This window comes from Actinomadura chokoriensis, assembly GCF_041463665.1.
Taxonomy (GTDB): Bacteria; Actinomycetota; Actinomycetes; order Streptosporangiales; family Streptosporangiaceae; genus Spirillospora; species Spirillospora chokoriensis_A.
On the sequence record NZ_JAXCEJ010000013.1, the window covers coordinates 38,129 to 57,920 of the forward strand.

The 19,792-nt window shown below is 71.4% G+C and carries 18 protein-coding genes and 1 tRNA gene; 7 read left to right on the top strand and 12 right to left on the bottom strand.

The genetic code is table 11. From position 1 onward, the window contains the following. Positions 1-12 precede the first annotated feature (12 nt). Entirely contained in the window at positions 13-933 is a 921-nt protein-coding gene (locus SM418_RS20470; RefSeq protein ID WP_371942682.1) for a serine protein kinase RIO, read from the bottom strand. 282 nt (positions 934-1,215) lie between these two features. Here SM418_RS20470 and SM418_RS20475 point away from each other — a divergent pair, with 282 nt between their 5' ends. The 3 genes from SM418_RS20475 to SM418_RS20485 all read left to right on the top strand — a co-directional run bounded on the left by SM418_RS20475 (position 1,216) and on the right by SM418_RS20485 (position 3,379). Beyond that, positions 1,216-2,037 (top strand): S-methyl-5'-thioadenosine phosphorylase, encoded by an 822-nt coding sequence (locus tag SM418_RS20475; protein WP_371942683.1) that lies wholly within the window; start codon positions 1,216-1,218, stop codon positions 2,035-2,037. After that, positions 2,034-2,804 (top strand): SAF domain-containing protein, encoded by a 771-nt coding sequence (locus SM418_RS20480; RefSeq protein ID WP_371942684.1) that lies wholly within the window; start codon positions 2,034-2,036, stop codon positions 2,802-2,804. Before SM418_RS20475 ends, SM418_RS20480 begins: the two co-directional genes overlap by 4 nt. A gap of 161 nt (positions 2,805-2,965) precedes the next feature. Continuing rightward, positions 2,966-3,379 carry an MscL family protein gene (locus SM418_RS20485; RefSeq protein WP_371942685.1) on the top strand — a complete coding sequence of 138 codons (414 nt, stop codon included), beginning with the start codon at positions 2,966-2,968 and terminating at the stop codon, positions 3,377-3,379. A gap of 7 nt (positions 3,380-3,386) precedes the next feature. Here the strand turns inward: SM418_RS20485 and SM418_RS20490 are convergent, their stop codons facing one another. Further along, positions 3,387-4,427 (bottom strand): D-alanyl-D-alanine carboxypeptidase family protein, encoded by a 1,041-nt coding sequence (locus SM418_RS20490; protein WP_371942686.1) that lies wholly within the window; start codon positions 4,425-4,427, stop codon positions 3,387-3,389. Positions 4,428-4,508: 81 nt separating this feature from the next. Beyond that, the gene (locus tag SM418_RS20495; RefSeq protein ID WP_371942687.1) at positions 4,509-4,949 is read right to left on the bottom strand and encodes a hypothetical protein; all 441 of its coding nucleotides are present in this window, start codon (positions 4,947-4,949) and stop codon (positions 4,509-4,511) included. Positions 4,950-5,080: 131 nt separating this feature from the next. Here SM418_RS20495 and SM418_RS20500 point away from each other — a divergent pair. Continuing rightward, positions 5,081-5,153, top strand: a tRNA-Arg gene (locus SM418_RS20500). A 233-nt stretch (positions 5,154-5,386) separates the two neighbouring features. On the opposite strand, the gene pabB is transcribed toward SM418_RS20500, so the two are convergent. Then, positions 5,387-7,471 (bottom strand): aminodeoxychorismate synthase component I, encoded by a 2,085-nt coding sequence (pabB, locus tag SM418_RS20505; protein ID WP_371942688.1) that lies wholly within the window; start codon positions 7,469-7,471, stop codon positions 5,387-5,389. Positions 7,472-7,655: 184 nt separating this feature from the next. Here pabB and SM418_RS20510 point away from each other — a divergent pair, with 184 nt between their 5' ends. Together SM418_RS20510 and SM418_RS20515 are read left to right on the top strand one after the other, a co-directional pair. Then, positions 7,656-10,166 carry a DUF4118 domain-containing protein gene (locus tag SM418_RS20510; RefSeq protein ID WP_371942689.1) on the top strand — a complete coding sequence of 837 codons (2,511 nt, stop codon included), beginning with the start codon at positions 7,656-7,658 and terminating at the stop codon, positions 10,164-10,166. Continuing rightward, complete coding sequence (locus tag SM418_RS20515; protein WP_371942690.1) at positions 10,163-10,828, top strand: response regulator; 666 nt, start codon at positions 10,163-10,165, stop codon at positions 10,826-10,828. Before SM418_RS20510 ends, SM418_RS20515 begins: the two co-directional genes overlap by 4 nt. A gap of 38 nt (positions 10,829-10,866) precedes the next feature. Here SM418_RS20515 and SM418_RS20520 read toward each other — a convergent pair whose 3' ends face one another. From SM418_RS20520 to SM418_RS20540, 5 genes are all read right to left on the bottom strand, one after another. Beyond that, complete coding sequence (locus tag SM418_RS20520) at positions 10,867-11,775, bottom strand: potassium-transporting ATPase subunit C (protein WP_371942691.1); 909 nt, start codon at positions 11,773-11,775, stop codon at positions 10,867-10,869. A 1-nt stretch (position 11,776) separates the two neighbouring features. Beyond that, positions 11,777-13,984: a potassium-transporting ATPase subunit KdpB gene (kdpB, locus tag SM418_RS20525; RefSeq protein ID WP_371942692.1), complete on the bottom strand. Its 2,208-nt coding sequence runs from the start codon at positions 13,982-13,984 to the stop codon at positions 11,777-11,779. Next, positions 13,981-15,645, bottom strand: a complete 1,665-nt coding sequence (gene kdpA / locus SM418_RS20530) for a potassium-transporting ATPase subunit KdpA (RefSeq protein ID WP_371942693.1) — start codon at positions 15,643-15,645, stop codon at positions 13,981-13,983. The genes kdpB and kdpA overlap by 4 nt, the downstream gene beginning before the upstream one ends. Before the next feature lies 1 nt (position 15,646). After that, positions 15,647-15,736, bottom strand: coding sequence for a potassium-transporting ATPase subunit F (locus tag SM418_RS20535; protein WP_371942694.1), 90 nt, complete (start codon positions 15,734-15,736; stop codon positions 15,647-15,649). 281 nt (positions 15,737-16,017) lie between these two features. After that, positions 16,018-16,863 (bottom strand): SAM-dependent methyltransferase, encoded by an 846-nt coding sequence (locus tag SM418_RS20540; RefSeq protein WP_371942831.1) that lies wholly within the window; start codon positions 16,861-16,863, stop codon positions 16,018-16,020. Positions 16,864-16,994: 131 nt separating this feature from the next. Between SM418_RS20540 and SM418_RS20545 the strand changes: the two genes are divergently transcribed. Further along, a complete protein-coding gene (locus tag SM418_RS20545) occupies positions 16,995-17,303 on the top strand; it encodes a YchJ family protein (protein WP_371942695.1) in 309 nt (102 codons plus the stop codon). 24 nt (positions 17,304-17,327) lie between these two features. Here SM418_RS20545 and SM418_RS20550 read toward each other — a convergent pair whose 3' ends face one another. The 3 genes from SM418_RS20550 to SM418_RS20560 are packed head-to-tail and all read right to left on the bottom strand — an operon-like array spanning position 17,328 to position 19,756. Beyond that, on the bottom strand, positions 17,328-17,735 hold the full coding sequence (locus SM418_RS20550) for a cupin domain-containing protein (RefSeq protein WP_371942696.1): 408 nt from the start codon (positions 17,733-17,735) through the stop codon (positions 17,328-17,330). Next, positions 17,736-18,557 carry a phosphoenolpyruvate hydrolase family protein gene (locus SM418_RS20555; protein ID WP_371942697.1) on the bottom strand — a complete coding sequence of 274 codons (822 nt, stop codon included), beginning with the start codon at positions 18,555-18,557 and terminating at the stop codon, positions 17,736-17,738. After that, positions 18,554-19,756 carry a Tm-1-like ATP-binding domain-containing protein gene (locus SM418_RS20560; protein ID WP_371942698.1) on the bottom strand — a complete coding sequence of 401 codons (1,203 nt, stop codon included), beginning with the start codon at positions 19,754-19,756 and terminating at the stop codon, positions 18,554-18,556. Before SM418_RS20560 ends, SM418_RS20555 begins: the two co-directional genes overlap by 4 nt. Between the last annotated feature and the right edge of the window lie 36 nt (positions 19,757-19,792).

Here is a 19,792-nt window from a genome sequence, read left to right on the forward strand (position 1 = left end):
CGCAGAAGGTGATCAGAACACCATCGTGAGCAGGTCGGCGAACAGCTCATGTTCGTCGATCTCGAGCCCGCGGTTCGTGAACCACGTGGCCATGTTGTGGCAGTCGCGCATCAGGAAGTCCATGCCCTGCGGGTTGCCGACGACGTCGACGACCTGGGGCAGGTCGATCATCACGATCCGCTCGGCCTGCGCGAGGACGTTGTACGGCGAGAGGTCGCCATGCGCGAGCCCCGCACGGGCCAGTTCGCGCATGCCGTCGCGGAGCTGCTCGAAGTACACGCCGAGCAGCTCCTTCGACGGCCGGACCTGGGCGAGCCGGGGCGCGGCGCCGCCCTCGCCGTCGTCGATGAACTCCATCAGCAACTCGGTGCCGTCCACCTGCACGGGATACGGCACCGGGACGCCGGCTTTCCACAACCGGTTGAGGGCGTCCCATTCGGCGTACGCCCACTGGCCGGCCGCGACACTGCGGCCGTGCGAGGTCTTCTTCGCCATCGCCCGGGTGTCGCGGCTGTTGCGGGTACGGCGGCCCTCGACGTACGACGTGCTGCGGTGGAAGGACCGGTGTTCCTCGGTCCGGTACCGTTTCGCGGCCAGCAGCGAGGACTTCGCCGGGTTGTCGCCGATGGCATCGACGGCCCGTTCGAGCAGGAAGACGTCGGCTTCCTTGCCGGTCTTGAGGATGCCGAGCTCGGTGTCGATCGCAGCCTGTTCCGTGACGACCCACGAGGGACGGGGTTCGGGGCCGCGAGAGCCGCGCTCGACGTCCAGCCAGGTGGACCACCGCTGATCCGGGCCCAGCTCCTCGTCGATCGAATGGAACTCGAAGGCGAGGGCGTCGGCCGGAGCCGATCGGGGCTCGTCACCGGTGGAATCGGACCGGCGGGTGTCGAGGTCGGAGTCGGGTTCAGAGAGTTCGTACTCGGAAGACAACGGGTGTGCTCCTGGACAGAGAGGTGGGACTGACGCGGACATGCCGCAGCACAGTGATCGCCATTCGCCGGCCCTCCTTAGTCCAGGCAGCGCTCGCCGCCGCTCGATCAAGCCAGCATGCACGCCCGTTCCGGCCCCCGCAACGCATTTACCGGGCCTGGGACCGCGCGGCCGAGCTTCTGCATCGGCTTCGCGGTTCGGCAGGGGCTTCGGTGTGCTGCGTTATCCACAATTGGCGGACGGTCTGCCGGCGGTGCCGGCGGGGTGGCTAGTGTCGGCGCCATGTCCACTTCCGGTTCCCAGCCCACCGCCGAGATCGGGGTCATCGGCGGCTCGGGGTTCTACTCGTTCCTCGACGACATCGAAGAGGTCCGGGTCGAGACCCCCTACGGCCCGCCGAGCGACCCCGTCGCGGTCGGCGAACTCGCCGGCCGCCGCGTCGCGTTCATCCCCCGGCACGGCCGCGACCACCGATTCCCGCCGCACCGGATCCCCTACCGGGCCAACATGTGGGCGCTGCGCTCCCTCGGCGTCCGGCAGGTCCTCGCGCCCTCCGCGGTCGGCTCCCTGACCCCCGACTACGGGCCCGGCACGCTCGCCGTCCCCGACCAGCTCGCCGACCGGACGTCCGGGCGCGACCAGACCTTCTACGACGAGGGCGCCGCGATCCACGTGTCGTTCTCCGACCCGTACTGCCCCACCGGCCGCCGCACCGCCGTCGAATCCGCCCGCACCGCCGGCTGGGCCCCGGTCGACCGCGGCACGCTCGTGGTCATCGAGGGCCCGCGCTTCTCCACCCGCGCCGAGTCCCGGTGGTTCGCCTCCCAGGGCTGGACGCTGATCGGGATGACCGGGCACCCGGAGGCCATCCTCGCCCGCGAACTGGCGCTCTGCTACACCTCCCTCTGCCTCGTCACCGACCTCGACGCGGGCATCGAAGAGGGCGAGGGCGTCACCATGCAGGAGGTGATGCGCGTCTTCGGCGAGAACATCGGCCGCCTCCGCGCCCTCGTCGCCGACGCGGTCAAGGCGCTGCCCACCGAACGCACCTGCCCCTGCCCCAACGCCCTGGACGGCATGAAACTCCCCCTGGAACTGCCGTGACCGCCCGGTTAGCCCGCCTGCGGCGGCCCCTGGCGGCCCTGTTCGCCGCGGCCGCCGCCGGCCTCGCCCTGCTGGCGCTGCGCCCCGGCCCGCCCCCGTCCGTCCGCGTCCTCGCCGCCGACCGCGACCTCCCCGCGGGCAGGCGCCTCACCCCGTCCGACCTCCGCCGCGTGGCCCTGCCGCCGGCCGCGATCCCGTCCGGCGCCCTCCGCAAGGCCGCGGGCCGCGTCCTGGCAGGCCCCGTGCGCCGGGGCGAACCCCTCACCGACGCCCGCGTGATTGGCGACGCCATGCTCCAGGGCTACGGGCCCGACACGGTGGCCACGCCGGTTCGCATAGCCGACCCCGCCGCCGTGCGCCTACTCCACCCCGGCGACCGCATAGACGTCCTGTCCACACCGGCCGACGAACTGCGGCACCCAGCCGAAGGAGCGAGCACGTCCCCCTCACCCCTGACCACCGCGCAACACCCCCGAGCCATCCCTCCCTCCCCGGCTCACATCGACAGAACCACCGCCGAAAGCAGGCCGGCTTCCGGCCAGGCCGCACTCTGGAACGCGCGTGCGGCGAGGGTCGCGGTCCAGGGCGGGCCGGGGTGGGCCGGTGCCCGGGTCGTGGTCTCGGAGGTCCCGGTCGTGGCGGTCCCTCCGCCGGACGAGAACAGCGGCCAGCAGGGAGCGCTGATCGTGCTCGCGACCGACAGAGCCCAGGCCCTGGCCCTGGCAGCGGCGGGGCCGCTCCTCTCCCTAACGATCACTGGGCACTGAACGCCCGCGCGGGCGTTCGGTGACGCCCGGTGGGCCGGAAGATCGCAGGTCGGAGGTCTTCCGGGCGACTTGGCGGATGAGGGCGGGTTCATTACCATCCGTAGCCGTTCCAGCGCCTCCGTCTGCCATGGAAGCGCACCCTGACACCCCCTGGAGCCCCCATGAGCGGATTCAAGAAGTTCCTCTTCCGCGGGAACCTGGTCGATCTCGCGGTCGCGTTCGTCGTCGGAGCGGCGTTCGCGGGCCTGGTGAAGGACTTCGCGACTTCGTTCATCACGCCGCTGATCGCGCTCATCGGAGGGAAGCCCGATTACACACGGCTGGCCGTCACCATCGACGGCACGAAGTTCCCCTACGGCATCTTCCTCACATCGGCGATCGCGTTCACCATCACGGCGACGATCGTCTACTTCCTGGTGGTCCTGCCGACGGCGAAGCTGATCGAGCGGATGGACCGCGGCAAGGAGGCCACCGAGCGCGAGTGCCCGCACTGCCTCAGCGACATCCCGGTTCGGGCCGGCCGCTGCCGCTACTGCACGGCGGAGATCACCCCCGCCACCGAGTTCCCCTACTAGCCCCCGGTCACTCGTTCTCGGTCCCGTACTCCCAGTGCCAGGGCTCGAACGGGCTGCTGTAGGCCCACGCCGGATGGATCCAGCCGTACGTCCCGGCGTGGGCCTCCATCCAGTTGAACTGGAGCGAACCCGAGTTCTGCACGCCGCCGCACAGGTCGAGGGCTTGGCCCTTGCCGTGGTTGCTCGTCCCGGGGACGGCCGCGAAACCGGGCCGGCTCGCATAGACCGCGTGCTGCTCGGACAGGCTCCGGTACGCGTCCCTCACGCACATGTCGCGGCCGAACCGGCGCTTGTACGCGGCGTTCAGCTTGTAGAAGGCGAGCGCCGCGTCCGCTCGGAGCTTGTGCCCGCCCTTCTGCGGCAGCGCGCACAGGTACTTCGCCGGGATCAGCCCGTTGGGGAACTTCCTCGCGTCCGCGACGAGACTCTTGTCACACCCGAGCTCCAGCCGCCTCTGCCGGGACACCGCGAGCTTGTCGAGCATCGCGTTGAGCTGCTTCGTCAGCTCCGCCGACTTGTTCTTCAGCCCGTCCACCTCCTGCTGGAGGCGGGTCTGCTCGACCGCGTTGCGCGACTGCAGGTCCTGCGCGGTGGACGCGAGCCGCTTCCGCCGGTCCTGCAGTTCGTCGGCACGGTCCACAAGCGCCTGCTGCGACCGGGCGAGCAGCGTCACGTCCGCCGTCGACCGCAGTGCCTGGCCCGGATCGCCGCCGCCGAAGATCGACATCGATCCGGCGGCGCCGCTCTGCTGGTAGGAGGAGTTCGCCAGCCTGGCCAGCGGTTCCCGGATCCGGTTCAGCTCGGCCTCGGCCCCGGCGAGATCCTTCAGCGTGCCGCGCAGCTTCAGCTGCGAGGCGGCGAGGTCCTTCTGCCGGCTCTTCATCTGGCCGGTGGCCTTCTCCAACTGGTCACGGGCCTTCGACGCCTCGCGGCGCAGCGATTCCAGCGTGTCGGCCCGGCCACTCGCGGCCGCGTCGGCGGTGTGCGATGACAGCGTCGCCATCACCAGGAATACCGCGGTCAGCGCCGCCGACCGGGGGTTCGGCACGGTGGTCTTCCTCCTGATGCCCAGATGCGAAACAGCGGCAGAACGCTACTACAGGTCTACGATGACCTGTGCGTGACCGGTTCAGCGGTCATGGTAACCGTGGCGCTCGCACCAACGACGCATCCACCAGACATCCTCCCAGCCCGCCGGGCACGGCCGCTGCGCCCGCTTCGTCGGTGACGGCGTCGGCGCGACGGTCTTCCGCGGTCTCGTCACCGGCGCGGGCTCCCGCTCCGGCGCCTTCGTCGCGGCCTGCGGCCCGGTCTCGGGCGGCACGTACTTGCCGTAGGTCGGCTCGCTCCCCGGCGTGGCGGGCTCGACGGCCTGGACCCGCGCCCCCGCCGTCTGCGGCCGTTCCCGGACGGGCTCCTCCCCCATCCCGAACACGATCGCGGACACCACCAGTACGGGAACCACGAAGGCGGCGGCGACCAGCGCGCGACGCCCGCCCCGGGACGCGCGCTCCTCCACCTCGTCCTCGGCGGCCCTGATCTTCGGCTGCCCGCGATGCCGTCCCGTCACGGCACCGAAGCGTACCCATACCGGCCCCACCGGGCCTAGAGTCCTGCGGCCCCATAAGGGGAAGCGCTCACCGCTCCCTTTCCCCTACCCTGTACATGCCGTCCGCTACGCTCTTGCGCAGGCGACGACATGCCTCCGTAGCTCAGGGGATAGAGCACCGCTCTCCTAAAGCGGGTGTCGCAGGTTCGAATCCTGCCGGAGGCGCCCGGGTAGAGGCCCAGTTGCGATCTTGGCGACTGGGCCTTCGCGCTCTCTGCGCTCCCCTCGCCGATAGCTCCTGGTTCCCACACCGGTGGCGCTGGTCCATAAACCTCGTGGGCGAGCTTGAGCGAAGCAAGTCGAACAGGGTGGGCGGCACGAGTTCTCAGATGCGAGGCGAGATGGGGCGTGCGCGGCCGACATCGGCCGGGCACCGCCACAATGGTCAATGGAAACGATCAGATGGGCACGCGGTCGGGGACGTCCGTGCGGGCCGTCCCGGTATCGGGGCGGCCGGGGAAGGGGACATCGAGCAGCCGGAGCAGCGGGGCGGCCTTGACGGCGGTCTCCTCGAACTCGGCGGCCGGGTCCGACAGCGCGGTGATGGCGCCGCCCACGCCGAACTCGACGCGTCCGGCGGAGGCGACGGCCGTGCGGATCACGATGCTGAAGTCGGCCGCGCCGGACAGCGAGAAGTAGCCGAGGGCGCCCGAGTACACGCCGCGCGGCCCTTCCTCCAGGCGGTCGATGATCTGCATGGTGCGGATCTTCGGCGCGCCCGTCATCGAGCCGCCGGGGAAGGCCGAGCGCACGCACCGCACCGCCGAAACGTCCGGGCGCAGCCTCGCCCGGACCGTGCTGACCAGCTGGTGGACGGTCGTGTAACTCTCCACGTCGAAGATCGGGTCGACGGTGACCGACCCGACCTCGGCGACTCCCCCGAGGTCGTGCCGGACGAGATCGACGATCATGAGGTTCTCCGCGCGGTCCTTGACGCTGCCCGCCAGTTCGGCGCGCAGCCGTCGGTCCCGGGACGGGTCCGGAGACCGCGGCCGGGTGCCCTTGATCGGCTTGGACTCGGCCTGCCCGTCCGCCGACACGCGCAGGAAGCGCTCGGGCGAGGAGCTCAGCACCGACAGGTCGCCGAACCGCAGCAGTGCCCCGAACGGCACCGGGTCGCTCCGCCGGAGGCGGCGGTACAGGTCCCACGGGGCGGCGCTCACCGGGGCCGTGAGCATGTTGGTCAGGCACACCTCGTAGGTCTGCCCGGCGATGATCTCCCGCCGGCTCTCCGCGATCTTGCCGAGGTAGCTCCGGCGCCCGTGCCGGAGCGCGAGCCCCGGCGGCCGGACGACCGGGGCGGGCTCCGCGGGCGCGGCCACCTCCGCGAGACGCGATTCGGTGTCGTCCAGCCAGGCCAGCGCGTCCTGCTCGGCGCCGGCCGGGCAGAGGGCGAGCAGGTGAACGGCGCCCTCCCGGTGATCGAACGCCACGGCCCGGTCGGCGAAGATCATGGCGGCGTCGGGGTGGGGGGAGCGGTGCGCCCGGGAGCCCCCGGTCTCGGCCTTGAGCTCGTAGCCGAGGTATCCCACCCAGCCGAGCGCGAAGCCGAACGGCAGGTCCGGGGTCCGCGCCGCGTGCGAGCGCAGGTCGGCGTCGAGCCAGTCGAAGAAGGACGTGCCGTCCATCCGCACCCGTCCGCCCGCCGACTCGACCGTCACGCTTCCCGTCTCCACGTCGAAGGTGGCGAACCTCGCCAGCGGACCGGCGGCGTCGCCCATGAAGGAGAAGCGCCCGCCGTGCTCGCCGGTCCGGCTGCTGTCCAGCCAGAACGCACGGTCGGAAGAGGCGAACAGCGCCCCGAAGGCGTCCTCGGCCACCGCCGGCGTTCCCAGCCGGCGCGCGATCACCCTGTACGGCTCGCGGCGCGCCTCCGGCGGGGGCGTCGCGCGGGGCGGGGCCGCCGGGGCCGGGCGGCCGGCGAGCGCCAGGAAGTTCGCGACGATGAGACGGCCGTGATCCGTGCACACCGACTCCGGGTGGAACTGGACGCCCCAGATCGGTCTCCGGGTGTGCCGCACCCCCATCAGGACGCCGTCGGACGTCCACGCCACCGGCTCCAGCACCGGCGGCAGCTCGTCCGCGACCAGCGAGTGGTACCGCACCGCGGAGAACGGCGACGGAACACCCTGGAAGATCCCGGCGCCCGTGTGCTCGACCGGTGACGGCAGCCCGTGCCGGACCTCCGGGGCGGGCCGGACGCGTCCGCCGAACACGTGGCAGATCCCCTGGTGCCCGAGGCACACGCCGAGGAGCGGGATCCGGGCGTGCTCGATCACGTCCGCGCAGATGCCGAAGTCCGCGGCGTCGTCCGGCGAGCCGGGGCCGGGCGAGACGATGACGTTGTCGAACGGACGCAGCAGGTCCGGGCTCCACGCCGCCTCGTCATTGCGCAGGACGACGGGCTCGGCGCCCGCCTCCGCCACGTACTGGACGAGGTTGTGCGTGAACGAGTCGTAGTTGTCGATGATCAGGGTTCGCACGGGCGCTCACTGGAAGACGGCGGTCCTGTTCCCGCTGACCGAAACGGTACCGCCACGAGGGGTCCGTTTTGTCCGGCGGCGTATGGAATCCGTCAAGACGGGATCGGGAAGCGCGTGCCGGGCGTTGACTTCCAGGTGAAACTCCACCGGAGGGGTGGATCCTCAGCCTGAAAGGATAGGGAGCATGGCCAGGGGGCAGCTCCGCGTCTACCTGGGGGCCGCCCCCGGCGTGGGGAAGACTTACGCGATGCTGTCGGAGGCGCGCCGGCGGTACGAGCGCGGCACCGACGTCGTCGTCGGGTACGTCGAGACGCACGACCGTCCGCGCACCGAGGCCCTGCTGGACGGGCTGGAGATCGTCCCGCGCAGGTCCCTGGCGTACCGGGGCGCGGAGTTCACCGAGCTGGACGTGGCCGCGGTGATCGAACGGGCGCCGGCGGTGGTCCTGGTCGACGAGCTGGCGCACACGAACGTGCCCGGCAGCGTCCACGCCAAGCGGTGGCAGGACGTGGAGGAGATCCGGGACGCCGGGATCGACGTCATCTCGACCGTGAACGTCCAGCATCTGGAGTCGGTCAACGACGTCGTGGAGCAGATCACCGGGGTGGCGCAGCGGGAGACCGTGCCGGACGAGGTGGTCCGCCGCGCCGACCAGGTGGAGCTGGTGGACATGGCGCCGGAGGCGCTGCGGCGGCGGATGGCGCACGGCAACATCTACCGGCCCGAGAAGGTGGACGCCGCCCTCTCCAACTACTTCCGGGTCGGCAACCTGACGGCGCTGCGGGAGCTGGCGCTGCTGTGGCTGGCCGGCAAGGTCGACGACCAGCTCGACCGTTACCGGGCCGACCACGGCATCGGTGGGACGTGGGAGGCCCGCGAGCGGATCGTGGTCGCGCTGACCGGCGGCCCGGAGGGCGACGCGCTGCTGCGCCGCGCCACCCGCATCGCGGCCCGGTCGAAGGGCGCGGACCTGCTCGCCGTGCACGTCGCGCGCGGCGACGGCCTCGCCGGGGCGCGGCCGGGCGATCTGGCGCGGCAGCGGCAGACGGTGGAGGGGCTCGGCGGCACCTACCACCAGGTCGTCGGCGACGACGTGCCGAAGGCGCTGCTGGATTTCGCGCGCGGCGCGAACGCGACGCAGCTGGTGCTCGGGGTGTCGCGGCGCGGCCGGTTCGCGCAGCTGCTGCGGCCCGGGGTCGGGGTGACGACGACGGCGCGGTCCGGGTCGATCGATGTGCACATGGTGACGCACGACGAGGCGCGGCGCGGCGTCGCGAGCCGGGGGCACGGCCAGGGGCTGTCGCCGAGCCGCCGGCTCACCGGGTTCCTGCTGGCCGCGGCCGGGCTGCCGCTGCTGACCCTCGGGCTGCTGGAGGCGCGCCCGGCGATCTCGCTGCCGTCGGACATCCTGTTCTACCTGGCGGCGGTGGTCGCGATCGCGCTGGTCGGCGGCATGTGGCCGGCGATGTTCACGGCGTTCGCCGGTTTCCTGCTGCTCAACTGGTACTTCACCCCGCCGGTGCACCGGTTCACCGTCGCCGCGGAGGAGAACCTCATGGCGCTGGCCGTGTTCGTGCTGGTCGGCATCGGGGTGAGCGTGGTGGTGGACCGTGCCGCGCGGCGCTCCCGGGAGGCGTTGCGGCTGGGCGCGGAGGCGGAGGTCCTGTCCACGCTGGCGGGGGACGTCCTGCGCGGCGAGCACGCGCTGGACGCGGTGCTCGGGCGGCTCCGCGAGACGTTCGGGCTCGTCTCCGTCACGCTGCTGGAGCGACCGTCGGCGGAGGAGGACTGGCGGATCGTCGCGACCGTCGGGGGCCGTCCGTGCGGCACGCCCGGCGACGGCGACGCCGAGATCCCGGTCGGGGACGATCTGACGCTGGCGGTCCGGGGCCGTCCCATGCCCGCCGGGGACCGGCGCGTCCTGGAGGCGTTCGCGGTGCAGGCGGCGGGGGCGCTGCGGCAGCAGCGGTTGCGGGCGGAGGCGGAGCGGGCGCGCCCGCTGGAGGCCGCCGACCGGATGCGGACCGCCCTGCTCAACGCGGTCAGCCACGATCTGCGCACGCCGCTGGCCTCGGCGAAGGCCGCGGTGGACAGCCTGACCGGCACCTCGATCGCCTGGACGGACGAGGAGCGCGCCGAGCTGCTGGACACCGCGCGGCTGTCCCTGGAGCGGCTGGACCGGCTGGTCGCCAACCTTCTCGACATGAGCCGGTTGCAGGCGGGCGTCCTCGGCATCGCCTCCCGGCCCCTCGCGCTGGACGAGGTGGTCCCGCGCGCCCTCGACGATCTCGGCGGCGGCGAGGTCTCGGTGAAGCTCGGCACCGACCTGCCCGAGGTCGCCGCCGACCCGGCCCTGCTGGAGCGCGTCCTCGTGAACCTCATCGCCAACGCGGTGCGGCACAGCCCGCCCGGCGAGCCCGTCCTGATCACCGCGGGCGCCATCCAGGACCGGGTGGAGCTGCGGATCGCCGACCGCGGCGCCGGCATCCCGCCCGGCGAGCGGGAGCGGGCGTTCCTGCCGTTCCAGCGGCTCGGCGACCGCGACAACCACACCGGGGTCGGGCTCGGGCTGGCGCTGGCCCGCGGGCTGACGGAGGCGATGGACGGGGAGCTGATCCCGGAGGACACCCCGGGCGGCGGCCTCACGATGATCGTCTCGCTGCCCGTGTACCGGAAGGAAAGGGAGACCCCATGACGCGCGTGCTGGTCGTCGACGACGAGCCCCAGCTGCTGCGGGCGCTGCGGATCAATCTGCGCGCCCGCGACTACGAGGTGGACGTCGCCGCCGACGGCACCACCGCGCTGCGCCGGGCCGGGTCGTGGCATCCCGATCTGGTCGTGCTGGACCTCGGCCTGCCCGATCTGGAGGGCATCGAGGTGATCCACGGGCTGCGCGGCTGGACGGAGATCCCGATAATCGTGCTGTCGGGGCGGGCGGGCAGCCACGACAAGGTCGAGGCGCTGGAGGCCGGCGCCGACGACTACGTCACCAAGCCGTTCGACATCGAGGAGCTGGTGGCCCGTATCCGCGCCGTGTCGCGCCGGACCCCGGCCACCGAGCCGGTCGCGTCCGTCCGGGTGGGCGAGCACACGATCGACCTGGCCGCGAAGACCGTGTCGGGCGGCGTGCACCTGACGCCCACCGAATGGCGGCTGCTGGACGTCCTGCTGCGCAATCCCGGCAAGCTCGTCGCCCAGCAGCAGTTGCTCACCACGGTGTGGGGCCCGGCGTACAAGAGCGAGACCCACTACCTGCGCCAGTACATGGCCCAGTTGCGGCGCAAGCTCGAAAGGGAGCCGGCCCACCCCCGGCACCTGCTGACGGAACCGGGGATGGGCTACCGCTACCAGCCCTAGCGGGCGGGCTCGTCCGCTGAGGGGCGAGCCCGCCGGCCTTATCGGGCGGGGTAGGCGCGGTCTAGGGCGATGTTGAGTTTCAGGACGTTGACGGCCGGCTCGCCCATGAAGCCGAGGGCACGGCCGGTGGTGTTGTCCTGGACGAGAGCCCTGACCTGGTCGGGTGCGATGCCGCGCGCCTGGGCGACGCGGTCGACCTGGATGGCGGCGTACTCCTTGGAGATGTGCGGGTCGAGGCCGCTGCCGCTCGCGGTGACGGCGTCGGCGGGGACGGCGGGGTCGGTGGGTGCGTCGCCCTTGATCGGAACGATCAGGCCCTTGGTGTAGTCCTCGCCGTAGCGGGCCGTCTCGACCTTGACGCCGTGGTAGGTGGCGATGAACGGTGCTTTCACCGTGCCTTGTTCTTCGTTGAGGCTGACGACGCGGGTGGGGTGGGGGACGGTGCCGTCGGTGGTGCGGTGCCCGAAGACCGCCAGGACGGCACCGACGCCGCCGGGGGTGCAGAACGGGCGCGACCCGTCGACGCCTTCCAGCTCGCCGACCGCTTTGCTGCGCTCGCAGACCTGGGTGAGCAGGCTCTGGCGGGCGTTGTCGTCCTGCTTGCCCGCTGCCGCGAGCGCGGGGTCGGGCAGGGTGTCGACGACGTCCTCGGGGCCGAGGTTGCTGGCGCCGGACGCCTGTGGGTCGTAGCCTCCCGCCGACGGGCGGCTCTGGAAGTACTGCTTGAGCGGGTCGCCGTCCTGGCCGGTGAACGACTGGCCGATGATGGCGCTGCCGGCCGTCCGGCCGTTGACGGTGACCAGGGAGCCGTCGGCCCGGTCGCTCAGCCCGGGCAGCCGGCCGGCCGCGTAGACGGCCAGCGGGTAGGCGACGCCGAGGATCACGGTGAACACGAGCAGGGCTCGCACGGCGGCCAGCTGCCGCCCGATCCAGTGTGGGTACCGCATGTCAGGACATCCCCGGAACGAATTGGATGATCATGTCGATGATCTTGATGCCGATGAAGGGTGCGACGACGCCGCCGAGCCCGTACACGTACAGGTTGCGTGACAGCAGCCTGGCCGCGTTGCCGGGCCGGTAGCGGACGCCGCGCAGCGCCAGCGGGATCAGCGCGACGATCACCAGCGCGTTGAAGACGACGGCGGACAGGATCGCCGACTGCGGGCTGTGCAGCCGCATGACGTTGAGCGCGTCCAGGCCCGGGTACAGGCCGGCGAACAGCGCCGGGATGATCGCGAAGTACTTGGCGATGTCGTTGGCGATGGAGAAGGTGGTGAGGGCGCCGCGGGTGATGAGCAGCTGCTTGCCGATCTCCACGATCTCGATGAGCTTGGTCGGGTCGGAGTCCAGGTCGACCATGTTCCCGGCCTCCTTGGCGGCCGAGGTGCCGGTGTTCATCGCCACGCCGACATCGGCCTGCGCCAGCGCCGGGGCGTCGTTGGTGCCGTCGCCGGTCATCGCGACCAGCCGGCCGCCGTCCTGCTCCCGCTTGATCAGCGCGAGCTTGTCCTCCGGCCTGGCCTCGGCCAGGAAGTCGTCCACGCCCGCCTCGCCGGCGATGGCCCTGGCGGTCAGCGGGTTGTCCCCGGTGATCATCACGGTCCGGATGCCCATCCGGCGCATCTCATCGAACCGCTCCCGCATCCCCTCCTTCACCACGTCCTTGAGGTGGATGACGCCCAGCACCCGCGCCGCCCCACCCGCGATCTCCCCGCCCGCGATCTCCCCGACCACGAGCGGGGTGCCACCCGACGCGGAGATGCCGTCCACGATCTCGGCGAGGTCGCGCGGGACCGTGCCGCCGTGCTCGCGCACCCAGTCGGCGACCGCCCCGGCCGCGCCCTTGCGCAGCATCCGGGCCGGTTCCCCGTGCGCCGGGGATCGCCCGGAGGCTCCGCCGAGGTCGACGCCGCTCATCCGGGTCTGCGCGCTGAACGGCACCCAGTGGGCGTGGGCCAGCTCGCCGGGGACGCGTTCCCGCAGGCCGTAACGGCGCTTGGCGAACACGACGACCGAGCGGCCCTCCGGGGTCTCGTCGGCGAGGCTGGCCAGCTGCGCGGCGTCGGCCAGCTCGTCCTCCGCCACTCCCGCGACGGGGAGCAGCGCCGCGGCCTGCCGGTCGCCGAGCGTGATGGTGCCGGTCTTGTCGAGCAGCAGGGTGCCCACGTCGCCGGCCGCCTCGACCGCGCGCCCGCTCATGGCGAGGACGTTGCGCTGGACGAGCCGGTCCATGCCCGCGATGCCGATCGCCGACAGCAGCGCCCCGATCGTCGTCGGGATCAGGCACACCACCAGCGACACGAGCACGATGCCGGTGACGCCGTGCGCGTCCAGGGCCGGCGTGTCCGGCACGCCGGGGTTGACGTCCTTGGCGAAGATCGCCATCGGCTGGAGCGTCGCCACGGCCAGCAGGAAGATGATCGTCAGCGCGGCGAGCAGGATGTTGAGCGCGATCTCGTTCGGCGTCTTCTGCCGGCTCGCCCCCTCCACCAGCGCGATCATCCGATCGATGAACGACTCGCCCGGCCGCTGGGTGATCTTCACGACGATCCGGTCCGACAGCACCTTCGTCCCGCCGGTCACCGCCGACCGGTCACCGCCGGACTCGCGGATCACCGGGGCCGACTCGCCGGTGATCGCCGACTCGTCCACGCTGGCGATGCCCTCGACCACGTCGCCGTCCCCGGGAATGATCTCCCCGGCCTCGACCACGACGTGGTCGCCCTGCCGCAGGTCCGGGGCGCCGACGGTCTCGACGCGGGCGTCCGGGCGTCCGGGCGCCCAGTCCAGGAGGCGGCGCGCCGCCGCGTCGGTCTTGGCCCGGCGCAGCGAGTCGGCCTGCGCCTTGCCGCGCCCCTCCGCCACCGCCTCCGCGAGGTTGGCGAACACGACGGTGAGCCAGAGCCAGCCGACGATCATCCAGCCGAACACGGTCGGGTCGAGCGCCGCGAGGACGGTCGTCCACACCGCGCCGATCTCGACGATGAACATGACGGGGTTGCGCCACAGCGTGCGCGGGTCGAGCTTGCGCAGGGCGTCGGGCAGTGATCTGACCAGCTGCCCCGGGTCCAGGAGCCCGCCCTGGACCTTGCCCTGGCCGCGCCGCTCGGGCGGTTGCGGCACCGGGGCCGGCGTCTTGACGGATTGAACGGTCATGAGTGGATTCCTTCGGCCAGCGGCCCCAGCGCGAGCGCGGGGAGGAAGGTGAGCGCGACGAGGACGACGGTGACGCCCACGACCATCAGGGCGAACTGCGGGCGGTGGGTCGGCAGCGTCCCGGCCGACTCGGGGACGGCGCCCTGCCGTGCCAGCGAGCCGGCCAGCGCGAGGACGAACACGATCGGCAGGAACCGGCCGAACGCCATGCACAGGCCGAGGGCCGTGTCGTAGAAGACGGTGTTGACGGTGAGGCCCGCGAACGCCGATCCGTTGTTGTTGGACGCCGACGTGAACGCGTACAGGACCTCGCCGAACCCGTGCGGGCCGGTGTTGAGCATGCCTTCCCGGCCCTCCGGCAGCGCCATCGCGACCGCCGTGCCGGTGAGCACGAGGATCGGCGTCGCCAGGAAGTACATCCCGGCGAACTTGATCTCCCGGGACCCGATCTTCTTCCCCAGGTACTCGGGTGTCCGGCCGACCATCAGCCCGGCCACGAACACGGTGATGACAGCCAGGATCAGCATCCCGTACAGGCCCGAGCCGGTGCCGCCGGGCGCGACCTCGCCCAGCATCATGTTGAACATCGTCATCATGCCGCCGAGGCTCGTGTAGGAGTCGTGGAAGGAGTCGACGGCGCCGGTGGAGGTCAGCGTGGTCGCCCCGGCGAACGTCGCCGAGTTCGCGACGCCGAACCGGGCCTCCACGCCCTCCGTCGCCGCGCCGGCCGCGGTCGGCACCGTCCCGTGGTGCATGAGCTGGAAGGTGTTGACCAGGGCGACGCTGATGAGGGCGATCGTGCTCATCACGGCGAGGATCGCATAGCCCTGCCGGTTCTGCCCGACGAGCCGGCCGAACGTCCGGCACAGCGAGATCGGGATCACCAGGATGAGGAAGATCTCCAGCCAGTTCGTCCAGGACGTCGCGTTCTCGAACGGGTGGGCGGAGTTGGCGTTGTAGAAGCCGCCGCCGTTGGTGCCGAGCTCCTTGATGACCTCCTGGCTCGCCACCGGGCCGCCGGTGATGTGCTGCGTCGCGCCGGTGATCGTGCCGGCCGTCTCACCGCCGCTGAAGTTCTGGACGAGCCCGCCGGCGATCAGGACGACCGCGCCGGCGAAGGCGATGGGCAGCAGGACGCGCAGGCAGGTGCGGGTGAGGTCCACCCAGAAGTTGCCGAGGTCGCCGGTCCTCCTCCGGACGAAGCCCCGGATCAGCGCGACCGCGACGCACATGCCGACGGCGGCGGACACGAAGTTCTGCACCGCGAGCCCCGACATCTGCACCAGGTGGCCCATCGTCGACTCGCCGGAGTACGACTGCCAGTTGGTGTTGGTGACGAAGCTGACCGCGGTGTTCCACGCCTGGTCCGGCTTCACCGGGTCGAACCCGAGGCCGAGCAGCAGATGGTTCTGCAGCCGCTGCAGCGCGTAGAGGAAGAGGACACTGACCGCCGAGAAGGCGAGGACGCCGCGGGCGTAGGCGCCCCACGCCTGCTCGGCGTCCGGGTCGGCGCCCACGAGCTTGTAGACGACGCGTTCCACCCGGGTGTGCCCCGGACGGCTGTAGACGCGGTACATATGGTCGCCGAGCGGCCGGTAGACCACGGCCAGGGCGAGTATCAGGGACCCGATGAAAAGGATCCCCGCGAGAGTCGTGCTCATTTCAGAAACGCTCCGGGAACAACAGTGCCGCGACCATGAAGAGAATCAGCACCACCGCGAGCGCGAGCCCGACGGCGTTCTCCGCGGTCACAGCTTCTCCACACCCTTCACCAGCAGGCTGAGCAGGGCGAACACCGCCACTGTCAGCAGCACGAAGACCACGTCGCTCACGATCGGCGCCCCTATCGAATTCCCGGCGCGCTTTTCGGCCGGACAAATCAGACCATAGGTACGATTTTCCAGCTCACCGTCACTCGCTACGCGATATTGACACCGGCGCCGCCGATCCTGACGCCGTGCTGACGCGGCGCGGTCCGAGGCCCGGTCTCGGGCTCGGCCGGGGCAGCCTTCAGGGGTTCAGGCCCAGGTGGGTCAGGGCTTGCGGCCCAGCCCGCAGGCGGCGTCCACCTCGGGCGGCAGGCCGAACGGGATGGCCTCCGGACGCCACCGGGACGTCGACACGATGCCCGGTTCGAGCAGTTCAAGGCCGGCCAAGAACCCGGCGATCTCCTCGGGCGAGCGGTCCACGTACGGGGTCGAGCCCTGCTCCACGGCGATCCTGACCGCCTCCTCGCGCGCCTGCCTGTCGACCATGCCGGTGCCGTCGTTGAAGGCCAGGAAGCTGCCGGGGGCGAGCGCGTCCACGAAGCGGCGGACGATCAGGGCCGCCTCGCCGTCGTCGACCACGTTGCCGATGATGCCGAACATGATCAGGCCGATGGGCCGGTCGAAGTCGAGCGTGCGGGCGGCCTCCGCCAGGATCCGCTCCGGGTCGCGGACGTCGCACTCGATGTAGGCGGTCCTCCCTTCCGGACGTCCGACCAGCAGCGCCCGCGCGTGCACGAGGACGAGCGGGTCGTTGTCGACGTACACCACGCGGGATTCCGGCGCGACGCGCTGGGCGACCTCGTGGGTGTTGTCGTGGGTCGGCAGCCCGGTGCCGACATCGAGGAACTGCGTGATGCCCTCTTCGGCGGCGAGGTGGCGGACCATGCGGCCGAGGGCGGCGCGGGAGTGCCGCGCGACGTCGCCGACGCCCGGATACGCCGCCGCGACCTGGTCGCCGACCTGCCTGTCGATCTCGTAGTAGTCCTTGCCGCCGATCCAGTAGTTCCACATGCGGGCCGGATGCGGGCGGGACGTGTCGATCTCGGGCGTGGCTTCGGCGGACGTGTCATGGGCGGATGTGTCATGGGCGGACGTCTCATCGGCGGCCATGGCGATCATCGTCGCCGCGCGCATGCCGTCCCGCAAGGCAGAATTCTCATGTGGCGAAGAAATGTCCCTGCGGTGCGGGTGCCCGGTACCGGGACTGTTGCGGTCGGTTGCACCGGGGCGAGGCGGCGGCCGTGACGGCCGGGGAGCTGATGCGGTCGCGGTTCAGCGCGTTCGCCGTCGAGGACGAGGCCTACCTGCTGAGGACGTGGCATCCGGCGACGCGTCCGGAACGGATCGGGTTCGAGGACGGCACGCGCTGGACGGAGCTCGAGATAGTGCGGGAGGAGAGCGGCGGGCCGGACGACGAGAAGGGCGTCGTCGAGTTCCGCGCCCACTATCTCGCCGGTTCGGAGCCCGGGGACCTGCACGAGGTCAGCCGTTTCGGCAGGCACGACGGCGACTGGGTCTACGTCCGGGGCAAGATCATCGACCCGGGGTAGGCGCCCCGACGCCCGGTCGCGCGCCTAAGCCCGACGCCATTGCGGGACGGCGCCGGACTCGTGGAGGCAGAAGTCGGGAGCGCCTTCCAGCGCCTTCTCCTCGCCGCCCGGCGTGTACGTCACGATGAGCCGGAGCGGACGCCACGTCGCATTGTGCGTGGAATGCCAGGCGCCCTTCGGAATGTGGACGGCGTCGCCCTCCCGGATCGGGAACGGCTCCCCGTCGTCCACCATCTGCGTCGCCTCACCAGAGATCACGTAGATGACCTCCTCGGCATTCGGATGGTTGTGCCGTGCGTGCCCCTTGCCCGGATTGACGATCACCTCGCCGAGCGTGCTGCTCGCGCCGTCGACGCTCGACGGGGTGACGAACCATTTGATGGACCCCCAATCGAAGGTCATCGTCGTCACGTCACCGGGATTGACCAGCATTCAGAGCTCCAGATTCTTGAAGGCCGCCACCTGCCGCGTGATGGCCGATTCGGTCGGCAGCCGCTCGACGGAGGATGCTCCGAAGAAGCCGACGACGCCGTCCGTCCGGGAGAGCACATAGGCGGCGTCGTCTGGCTCGGCGATGGGACCGCCGTGGCACAGGACCAGGATGTCGGGACGGACGGCGGACGCGGCGTCCCGCATGACCTGCACCCGCTCGACCGCCTCGTCCAGCGTCAACGCGGTGCCCGCGCCGATGCTGCCCTTGGTGGTGAGGCCGACATGCGGGACGAGAACGTCCGCGCCGGCCTCCGCCATCGCCCGCGCCTGGTCCTCGTCGAAAACGTAGGGGGCGGTGACGAGCCCGCGCTCATGCGCGAGCCGCACCATCTGGACCTCCAGGTCGTACCCCATGCCGGTCTCTTCGATGTTCTGCCGGAAAACACCGTCGTAGAGCCCGACGGTCGGGAAGTTCTGGACTCCCGCGAACCCCATGGCCTTCAACTGGTCGAGGAAGACGGGCATCACCCGGAACGGGTCGGTGCCGCACACCCCCGCCAGCACGGGCGTCTCCTTCACGACCGGCAGCACTTCGGACGCCATTTCCACCACGATCTGGTTGGCGTCTCCGTAGGGCAGCAGCCCGGCCAGCGAACCGCGCCCCGCCATCCGGTACCGGCCGGAGTTGTAGATGATGATCAGGTCGACGCCGCCCGCCTCCGCGCATTTCGCGGACAGCCCCGTGCCCGCCCCCGCGCCGATGATCGGCCTGCCCTCCGCAACGGTGTTCCGCAGCCGGAACAGGACGGTCTCACGGTTCACGTCGACGCCCCCGAGATCATCTGGTGCAGCCGGTCCGCCGTCGCGCGGCCGAACGCCGGATCGTTGATGTTCATGTCGAGCCTCTCCGTCTCCACCGCGCCTTCCAGAGCCGCGAAGCACGCCTCGTCGGCCTCCGGATCGTGGAAGGGCATCCCCGCCGCGTCCAATGCCGACACGCCCCCGAGCGGCAGGAACAGCACGGTCGGGCCGGTGGCGGCCCGGAGCTTCGCGGCGATCCGCCGCCCCAGCTCGGCCATCTCCTCCCGCGTCGTCCGCATCAGCGTCACGGTCGGGTTGTGGACGTACAGGTTCCGTCCCTCGAACCGCTCCGGGACGGTCTCCCGCGGCCCGAAGTTGACCATGTCCAGCGCGCCGGGCGCCACGACCTGCGGGACGCCCCGCCGCCCCGCCGCCGTGAGCCGCTCGGGCCCGGCGGACAGGACACCGCCCACCAGGTCGTCCGCCAGCTCGGTCGTGGTCAGGTCGAGCACGCCCGCCAGCAGCCCGCTCTCCACGAGCCCCTCGAGCGCCCGCCCTCCGGCCCCGGTCGCGTGGAAGACGAGTACCTCGTAACCCAGCTCGTCCAGCCGCTCCCGGGCCGCGTCCACCGCAGGCGTGGTGACCCCGAACATGGACGCGCCCACCAGAGGCCGCTCGTCGACGACGGCAGACCGAGACTCCGCATGAGCCTTCGCCATTCCGGCGGCCGCGCCCGCCGCATTCCCGAGGATGAGCCGCGACACCCGGTTCAGGCCCGCGATATCGACCACGCTGTAGGTCAGCGTCACGTCCTTGGCACCCACGTAAGGCGCCACATCCCCTGACGCCATCGTGGACACGATCAGCTTGGGCAGCCCGATGGGCAGATCCCGCACGGCGCGTGCCGCAATGGAAGACCCACCACTGCCTCCGACCGCGAGCACGGCGTCGATCCGCTCCAGCCCCGCGAGGACGACCGCCGCACCCTCACCCATCGCGGTGACGGCGGCCCCGCGATCCCCCGCGTCCCGCAGCGCCTGGAGAGAAGTGCCACCGGCCCGCGCGACGTCCTCGGCCGCGACATCCGCCTCAATCTGGGACGGCCCTACCCCGACGTCCACGAGCACGACATCGCACCCAAGCTCCCGGACACGCTCACGAAGCCACGCGTACTCGTCCCCTTTGGTATCGAGCGTCCCCACCAGAACCACGGTCGCCATGAACGATTCACTTCCCATCCCGTCCACCCGCCAACC